Genomic DNA, 8,165 nt, shown 5'->3' on the forward strand with positions numbered 1-8,165 from the left:
AGGTCACGATGACCGAGTTTTCGAGTGCCCCCGACGACGCTCGAAGTACGGTCCCTGCAACCAAGGGAATGACCGTCGGAGCGGCCGCCTCTCCGTCCCATGCACAATTTGTCGCTAGGGCTCAGCTGCGGGTCGAAGGGGAAGCCGGGGCTTGGCGCCGTTCAACGTGGCGGAACGACTGCTAAGTGCCTAATGCGCGCGATGGTCTGTTTGGTGGCTTCGCTCAACACCCCCAAGGACTTGCGCCCGGTTCCCCAATTTTCTAGCCGGCTTCCAGGAACACATCCTCCAGGCCCGCTTTGACCCGCCGGAGGTGTCATGACCCGCGCTTGGAACACACCGATTTTCATGGTCGCGTTCGTCTACTTCGTCGCGGACGCCGTCTTTTCCTATGTCACACGGCCGATCACCGTTTGGATGGCCAGACAGAGGCTGCTGCAACGCGCGCGGCTTTGGGTTGCTTCGTTGCCGCCGTATCCTTCGCTTGTCCTTTTTTTGGTACCGATCATCATCCTTGAGCCAGCAAAACCTTTGAGCGGCTACTTGATCGGGACCGGGCATTTTTTCGCAGGAGCTGTCATTTTTATTGTTGCGGAAGTCTTGAAGCTTACCCTCGTGGAACGGCTGTTTCAGTTGAATAAAAAGAAGCTGCTGTCGATCCCATCATTTGCGTGGGGATATCGGTATTGGCGACCTATGATGGATAAGGTCGAATCGCTCGCAGTCTGGAAGACGGCTAGAAGGGTGGCTGATCAGGCCGGGAAGGCGCTGCGTACAACTTTTCGCCGTGCTCGAAGCGACCGCGCATGGAGGATTGATCGCACGGCGTCACCGCAGCCTTCTGCTTGGTGGAAGTGACCATCGGGCGACTGAGTGCAATCGCCGACCCCATTGATCCGCTTTCTTGAAAGACCGACTTCGCAATATCCAGACCGATTGTCGTGTTCATTTCCATGGGGAGTTCCTCCAGATCGTGAGGGGCCTATCAGCTCTCTAAATCCATTGCACTCACGTGCCGGGTGGGGGAACAGTCCACAGCATCAATAGCAGCCTTGCGCTGCTCACCCGCGTCGGTTTTTTCACCGCGCATAATGTCAAAGTCCCCAACTGAGGCCTTATCTTTTTCGATCTCAAGCGATTATCTCAAGCGGCGGCGGTAGTGGGTTTTCCTGCGTGGAGCCTGCGATGTTATGGTCCGTCACCCCCGTAGCCCCGATGCAAAGCTTGACAGTCTCACCCAGGCTCGCAGCTACGAGATCGGCTTTGGCGTTGTCGCGCAACGCTTCCAGCGCGTCTGGATCGATGTCCTTGACCCAACAGCCCAGGATTATAAGGGCCTTCGGGAGCTTCCGCCTTAGGCGCCGAACCGAATACCGCATATGCGCTGGTCCGCTCGAATCGAGGTAGACCAGGCAGACGATCACAACACCTGTACCATCAAGTCGGAAGACGTTTGCGTTAGAGAGCGCGTCCGCGCCTTCGACCCGTGCTGTGAGACCGTGTGCAGTCGAAAGCTGAGCGAGCATTATCGCAGCCGATTCATCGATGAGACTGCGTCCAGCTAGGCAAAGAACGGGGTACTCACCGAGCCAATCGGACGGAAGGTTTTCCTTGCTAATAATGGGTAGGTTTTCGTGGGCCGCATTTTCCGCGACGCTTTCTACCGCGGACGAGGCTTCTGCATCGGTGGTTACATTAACCTTCGCCGGCGCTCTGTCATCTTGATCGGCAACGTCGCCGGCAAACTCCGCGACGGCATCTCGAATCTTCGTGAGACGCTCCGGGTCGAGCGCTCCGCGCGCGGCATCAATTTGCGCCAGCTGCAAACCCCTCAAGGCGACCTCGTCATAGTATGACGCCAAAGAACGTTCTTTTAGGAATTGTTCGGCTTTCTCGGCAGCCTCTGCCGGGTCTCCGGCCAGCATGCGCTGATAGAAGATTTCGGGTGGAGAAAGGGCCGGGCGGTCCCCGAACATGACGTCAAGAAACTCCAAGCGTTCTACATGGCGCCCAAGCACGACAAGGCATACCGTCAAAGGCGTCGCGAGGACGAGCCCAATGGGTCCCCAAAGTGCGGTCCAGAACGTCGCCGCCACAACCACGGCTACTGGGGAAAGCCCTGTACTATGGCCATAGACCATCGGCTCGATGACATGGCCGACGACCGGCTCGACAGTAAAAAAGAGCGCGAGCGTCCATAGCAGCATGGACCAGCCAGGATCGACGGCTACTGCCAGAGCAAGCGGGAACGCGGCCGCGATAACGGCGCCGATATAAGGCACGAAACGAAGGACTGCGGCCAAAATGCCCCACAGGATCGCGCTTGGTGTGCCTATGAGCCATAAGCCCAACCCAATCACCGCGCCAAACGCGCTGTTCAGAATGAGCTGGGTCAGGAACAGCCGGCTAAGGCGTAGCGCCGCGTCGTCCAGCGCCGCTGTGGTTCGTTGCAGGTCGTGGGAGCCAGCCAGCCGAATGAGCCGATTACGGAGATCCTCGCGTTGAAGAAGTATAAAGATCACGAAGATGATGATGATGCCGGTTGTTGCGAGAGGATGAATGAGCGGCGAGATCAAAGTCCGCAGGTTCTCCAGCGCACCGGGATCGGGCTGGCGGACTTCCACCGGGACGGGGGCTTGCGATGCACCGGGATTGACTATTGAGGAGTTCAGCCCCCGCGCGGTCGCGGACTCCTTCGGCCTATCGATCTCCTTACTGAGATCTTTCAACATGTCGGAGGCACGTTCAAGCGTCCCTCTCCCGGCTCTTGTATCCCGAAACGACTGGATCTTTTCGCTGATCGTCGATTGATAACGCGGGAGATCTCCGGCGAGCAGCGTCAATTGCGTAGCGAGAAGGCTCCCCATCGCAAAAATGAGTGCGAAGGCAAGCAGAGCTACACTCACGACTGCCAATCCGCGCGGCACATGGATGCGCTGCAATATCAAGACGGCCGGTGCCAAGACAAAGCTGAGAAGAATTGCCAATGCGATTGGCACGAAGATTTCGCGCCCGAAATAGAGCATCGCAACTATGATGACAGTCAGGATCGCAGCGGCCACCGTGCCGAGCAAGGCCACAAGCTCTTCACTTGTACGTGCTTTGAACGGCTGCCTGATCACAGGCATCATCTGCTGGCCCAGCTTCGGTTGTCACGGAATGATTTGACGAATGCGCGTTCGAGCGCGGCATTCGCATGGCCTACGTACACGAGCAGCGAGCCCCGGCGGTCCTTATTGTCGACCAACGAAAAGGCCGTCTCGAAAGACGGCCCATGATTGTTATTCGACAATCTCGACGATCCGGCGTGTTCGCGGTTCGACCAATACGGTGCGACCATTCACCACCGTATAGCGATACTCACGGGCGCCATACTCGGGCGGCACATCGTAGTAGGTCACGCCCTCTTCTGGAAGAACCGCCCCAACTCTTAGATCTTCGCGATACTGGTATGAGGGGCCTCTCTGTTCGACAACGTAGGAATGAAAGCGAGGACGCTGATCAACACCAAGGATTCCCGCTACGCCGCCTACCACGCCGCCGACTGCTCCACCGACAACCGCACCGACCGGCCCTGCCGCTCGCTCACCATCCCGCGCACCCCGCTCGACGCCTCCCGGCACACCCTGGGCCTCGGTTGCAATGGGAAATAAGACGGCGACAGCAACAGCGGCGGCAGCAAAACGGCAAATCATGAAAACTCCTAAAGTGGGGATTGGTGAGTAAACAAGTACCGAGCAGACGATAGGTTCCTACAGATTGCGATGCGGCGCTTAAGTGGGCGCTTCACAGCGAAATCTCGAATATCTCCCGGCCGACAAAGCGGCTCAAATTCGGTCCCGCGCGGCTAAACCGTGTCCGGTAAACTTTGAGCCACTTCCGCTATAGGTCAAACCCGAAAATCGGAGCGTGCAACGTGACGCCGCTTCACCCCCGACATCGGACTCCAATAGCCAGCGCGGCACTTAAGAAAGGGACATAAACGGAGATCTCGATTGCGCCCTCATCGTCGAATCCCTTGGCACCTGCTGCCAAACGCGTAGACTGGCCTCGACCGATCCAGGAGGAAGACTTGGCGAGCGACCGGCCAAACCGACGGCTGACGACGATCCTCGCGGCCGATGCAGTTGGCTACAGTAGGCTTGTGGGAGCTGACGAGGAAGGCACGCTCGAGCGGCTCCGGGCCATTCGCAAGGACCTGATCGATCCTGTGATTGCCGCCCATCGCGGACGCATCGTCAAGACCACTGGAGATGGCTTGCTGGCCGAGTTCGCCTCGGTTGTGGATGCAGTTCGTTCGGCGGTCGATACGCAACGGGCTATGACTGAAAGCAATGCCGGCCTGGCACCGGATAGGCGGATCGAGTTCCGCATCGGCATCAATCTCGGGGACGTGGTCGTGGAGGACGATGGCGACCTTATGGGCGATGGCGTCAATGTGGCGGCGCGATTGGAGGGCATTGCCGAGCCTGGTGGCATTTGCCTGTCTAGTGCGGCCTATGACCAGGTGCGTGGCAAAATCGATATCGCCGCACGGGATCTCGGTCAGCAGCAACTGAAGAACATCGCCGATCTAGTGCAGGTCTATGCGCTTTCACCCGCGCATCCCGCAGCAGCGGTGCCGCACACGACCGTCGCGCCTCGGCTGTCTATCGTTGTCCTGCCCTTCATCAACCTCGATGGCAACAGCGAGCAGGATTACTTCGTCGACGGCGTCACTGAAAGCCTCACAACCGATCTGTCGCGCATTCCTGGCGCCTTCGTCATAGCTCGCAACACTGCCTTCACCTTCAAAAGCAAGCCAGTGGACGTCCGCGTAATCGGCCGCGAACTTGGTGTGCGCTACGTGATGGAGGGCAGCGTGCAGGGCGGCGGCGACCGCATCCGCGTCAACGCGCAGCTCATCGACACGGAAACCGGCGCACACCTCTGGGCCGAGCGTTTCGACAAGCCGCGCGCCGACATCTTCGACATGCAGGACGAGATCACCACGCGCCTCGCCCGGACCGTCGGTATCGAGCTCGTCGCCGCAGAAGGCCGCCGGGCGGAGCGCGAACGGCCGAACAACATGGATGCTGTGGACCTGGCCATGCGCGGCTGGGCGATCCTCAACCAACCCTTGTCGCTGCGCCGCGACCGCGCGGCGTGTGATCTGTTTGACGCGGCGCTTCGGTTGGATAATCACAATGTCGAGGCGTTGGTCGGTCTCGCCTTCTATCATGGGAACGACCTTCGCACCTTCGCCTCGACCAACCGAGACGAACAGTTACGTATCGCCCAGATGGCCATCACTGAGGCACTGACGCTTGCTCCGGGAAACGCGCTAGCCCATTTCGTCCACGCCAATCTCCTGCATGTTTCGGGCGCGACAGAACGATCGCTGCGCGAGCTTGAGTTCGCCATCACGCTGGATCGCAATCTGGCGTGGGCCCATGCCGACGCAGGCTTCTTGAAGGTGCTACTCGGGCGTGCTGAAGAGGCAGAAGCCGATCTCACAAACGCAATGCGGCTGAGCCCGCGCGATCCGGGACTGGATCGCTGGCACGCACTGCTCGGGATCGCCGACCTGTTCCTCGGCCGGCTCGGATCAGCCCTGGACCGGCTGCGTAAATCAGTCGAGATAAATCCAAACGTCGCCATGCCCTATTTCTTCTTGGCAGCGGCCTCAGCGCTGAGCGGCCGCGCTGCGGAGGCGCGGGAGGCGCGGAATGCCGGCCTCCGGCTCGACCCAAACTTTACCGTCGCTAGATTTCGCAACGAGCGGCGCAGTGAAAACCCGACCTTCCTGAACCAGCGCGAGATCGTCTACGAGGGCCTAAGCTTGGCAGGCGTGCCAGAAGGCAATTAGACGAGCCAATACTGATCTTGATCAAATCTAGCCCCGGTATCCGCAATATTGCCGTCCTTCGCTTTTGCAGCAGAATCCGGTGAAATACGGGCAAACATTCTCACTTAGAGGACCACATCAAGGTCTTCGCGACGATCGAAGCCGCGGAGAAATGGTTCGCGGAAAACGACCCAGCGGGCGTGGCATTTGAGTACGATGTCTTGGAGTGAGTCATGGCAAGAGACTTGGTGTTATCATTACAATTGCCGCATTGGCTGATGATCGCAGGAGCCGCGTTGGTGGTGGTCGGCCTGATTGGCCTTGTGATCAGCGGCCGGCGCCGGGCTAGAGTCCAAAACGAACCAGCCACCGAGCCGCATCCCCAATTGTCTCAGCTCCCCGATCTTCTTGACTCTCGTCCACGAGAGAGCCGGCGTAGAACGCCAGCGGGTCCGCATGCTGATTGAGAACGCGTAAAAGACAGTCGATCCGCCGACAAAAATAGTTCTGCCCAATAACAATGCTCGCAGAGAACTAAGGGCGTGTACTCATAAATCTGGTACCCGCATGCGGGATTAGCGAGGTTCGAGTTGCCCTCTAAAGCAGACATCGACGGATGCCTAAGTGAAGCCAGCAAAGGGCCAACAAGCGACTTAAGCAAAACGGAAGTAGCCACCAACTGAGGCGACCTTCGACTTCAGTCAGATTGTGCATATTGTCCGGAGAGACCAAGATGCTCGCATGCGTCGGGCGATCATCATAACCGTAGGCGTCTTGGCGTTGGCTCTCGCGATGTCGCGTGAGCGGCGGACGAACATCCTGCCTACGCAGCCCCTGCCTCCGGTGATCGCGCCTGACAAATAGTGGCCCCCAACTGGAGGCGGCCGGAAAGGCTTCAAATGCGGCCGAAGATCAAAGAGCGTATCTGCCCGGCCTGCAATGGAACGGGCTTCCCGGCCGTAGTGCAGTCGGTGAAGCCGGGCCACAAAATCTATCCGGTCAAATGCAAAGCCTTTGACGGCAAGGGCAAGATCACGGAAAACAACTGAGGCGGCCTCAATGCACGATGAAGGCACCCGTAAGCATCACCGCGATAAGCAGTGTGCCGCCGAAAATAGCAATGCCAAGACTGACGCGTGCTGGGATTGAATATGAATCGAGATGGGGTTGTTCGATCATGCCACGCTCCCTTTGTCTCTGGGCGGGGAGCCCGAACGCTCTCAGTCACCGGCAGACGCCGTTACAGGGCGGTGATGGCCGGAGGTTGGAACAGCCGACGTTCCAAGGCTGGTCAATTTTGATCACTCTCGAAAAGAAGTTAACGATTTGGGCGCGACTGCCGCGTGTAGTCTGACGGCTGGCCCACGCCCAACTGAGTGGCGAATGCAAAGAGGTTTCATCTGCGGCGCTTTCTCGACCGCTCGACTAACAGCTGCCAGCTGGCAAGCGCTGCAACGGTGCGGCTTACGGCCCCGCGCTCGCACGCCTCAAGGCCGCCGGTTCAATTCGGCGGGTTTTTCTCTGGGTTGAGCGGCGAGGCGCTGATCCGGCTTTTTAGACTGATGCCTTTCGGGCCGGCGCGCTTCCACTGGCCGCGCAAATCTGGCGGCCCACCGCCGTTCGAACTTTCTTTGAATATCCCGAGGAACGTCGCTCATAACCCACCTTCAGGTTCAGCCCCTCGATGGGACCTCAACGCGCAAGGTGCTTTAAAGGATCCTCATTCGCTTGACGCGGTCCTTTTTCTTTTCAGGCGAACAGGTCGTTTCCGGCCGGGAGAATCTTCACGTACGTCCCGCTCTCGTGGATCTCCAGCCAGCCTTGCACGATAGTGTGCTTGAGGGCGGCGCCATGTTCAGCAGGTGTGCCCTTGTCCAGATACAGGAAGGGCCGGAGCGATGCCGGCGCGTCTATGCAATTGGCTCTGAAGAGTTTAGTCGCCCCTAACGACGCGGCGGTTGGCGTTGGCCCGCGACGCTTGAGGCGCAGTTTTATCGTTTTACAATTCGCGCTTGATCTCGGGCTTGTCGTACAAGACCGCGTTCAGCAATGAACTGTTGACCTCGATTTTTCCGTTGTAGCTGATGAAGCCGAGCTTGCGGAATCTGTTCATGAAGAAGCTGACGCGGGATCGCGTCGTTCCAATCATTTCGGCCAATGTCTCCTGGCTGATATTTGGACTGATCGGTTGAGGGCTGCCCTCCTTGCCGAAATTCGCCAGCAGGAGCAGCAGGCGCGCCAACCGCTTTTCACTGGAGTTGAAGAGCTGGTCGATCAGGTCCTCTTCAATCCGGCTGTTGCGGGTCAGCAGATAGGCCATGAACAATTCGGAAAATTT

The 8,165-nt window shown here is 58.6% G+C and carries 7 protein-coding genes; 3 read left to right on the forward strand and 4 right to left on the reverse strand.

What is annotated here, in order from left to right:
• The first annotated feature begins 318 nt into the window (after nucleotides 1-318).
• A complete protein-coding gene (locus K359_RS0145520; RefSeq protein WP_029084973.1) occupies nucleotides 319-858 on the forward strand; it encodes a hypothetical protein in 540 nt (179 codons plus the stop codon).
• Between the two features lie 272 nt (nucleotides 859-1,130).
• Here K359_RS0145520 and K359_RS55955 read toward each other — a convergent pair whose 3' ends face one another.
• Nucleotides 1,131-3,131: an AI-2E family transporter gene (locus K359_RS55955; RefSeq protein ID WP_084518814.1), complete on the reverse strand. Its 2,001-nt coding sequence runs from the start codon at nucleotides 3,129-3,131 to the stop codon at nucleotides 1,131-1,133.
• Between the two features lie 150 nt (nucleotides 3,132-3,281).
• Nucleotides 3,282-3,695 carry a DUF1236 domain-containing protein gene (locus tag K359_RS60325; RefSeq protein ID WP_084518815.1) on the reverse strand — a complete coding sequence of 138 codons (414 nt, stop codon included), beginning with the start codon at nucleotides 3,693-3,695 and terminating at the stop codon, nucleotides 3,282-3,284.
• A gap of 377 nt (nucleotides 3,696-4,072) precedes the next feature.
• Here K359_RS60325 and K359_RS0145540 point away from each other — a divergent pair, with 377 nt between their 5' ends.
• Nucleotides 4,073-5,848, forward strand: a complete 1,776-nt coding sequence (locus tag K359_RS0145540) for an adenylate/guanylate cyclase domain-containing protein (RefSeq protein ID WP_035978356.1) — start codon at nucleotides 4,073-4,075, stop codon at nucleotides 5,846-5,848.
• Nucleotides 5,849-6,726: 878 nt separating this feature from the next.
• Nucleotides 6,727-6,876, forward strand: a complete 150-nt coding sequence (locus K359_RS62575; RefSeq protein WP_156929075.1) for a hypothetical protein — start codon at nucleotides 6,727-6,729, stop codon at nucleotides 6,874-6,876.
• Between the two features lie 7 nt (nucleotides 6,877-6,883).
• Here the strand turns inward: K359_RS62575 and K359_RS66015 are convergent, their stop codons facing one another.
• Nucleotides 6,884-7,006 (reverse strand): hypothetical protein, encoded by a 123-nt coding sequence (locus K359_RS66015; RefSeq protein ID WP_256375221.1) that lies wholly within the window; start codon nucleotides 7,004-7,006, stop codon nucleotides 6,884-6,886.
• A gap of 820 nt (nucleotides 7,007-7,826) precedes the next feature.
• Nucleotides 7,827-8,165: helix-turn-helix domain-containing protein (locus K359_RS0145560; RefSeq protein ID WP_029084976.1), on the reverse strand; the 339-nt coding region annotated here is incomplete at its 5' end.

The organism is Bradyrhizobium sp. th-b2 (assembly GCF_000426785.1).
Taxonomy (GTDB): domain Bacteria; phylum Pseudomonadota; class Alphaproteobacteria; order Rhizobiales; family Xanthobacteraceae; genus Bradyrhizobium; species Bradyrhizobium septentrionale.

Excerpts from the sequence above, each read along its gene's own strand:
- K359_RS0145520 (WP_029084973.1), top strand. The coding sequence starts at position 319 with ATGACCCGCGCTTGGAACACACCGATTTTCATGGTCGCGTTCGTCTAC.
- K359_RS55955 (WP_084518814.1), bottom strand. The coding sequence starts at position 3,131 with ATGATGCCTGTGATCAGGCAGCCGTTCAAAGCACGTACAAGTGAAGAG.
- K359_RS60325 (WP_084518815.1), bottom strand. The coding sequence starts at position 3,695 with ATGATTTGCCGTTTTGCTGCCGCCGCTGTTGCTGTCGCCGTCTTATTT.
- K359_RS62575 (WP_156929075.1), top strand. The coding sequence starts at position 6,727 with ATGCGGCCGAAGATCAAAGAGCGTATCTGCCCGGCCTGCAATGGAACG.
- K359_RS66015 (WP_256375221.1), bottom strand. The coding sequence starts at position 7,006 with ATGATCGAACAACCCCATCTCGATTCATATTCAATCCCAGCACGCGTC.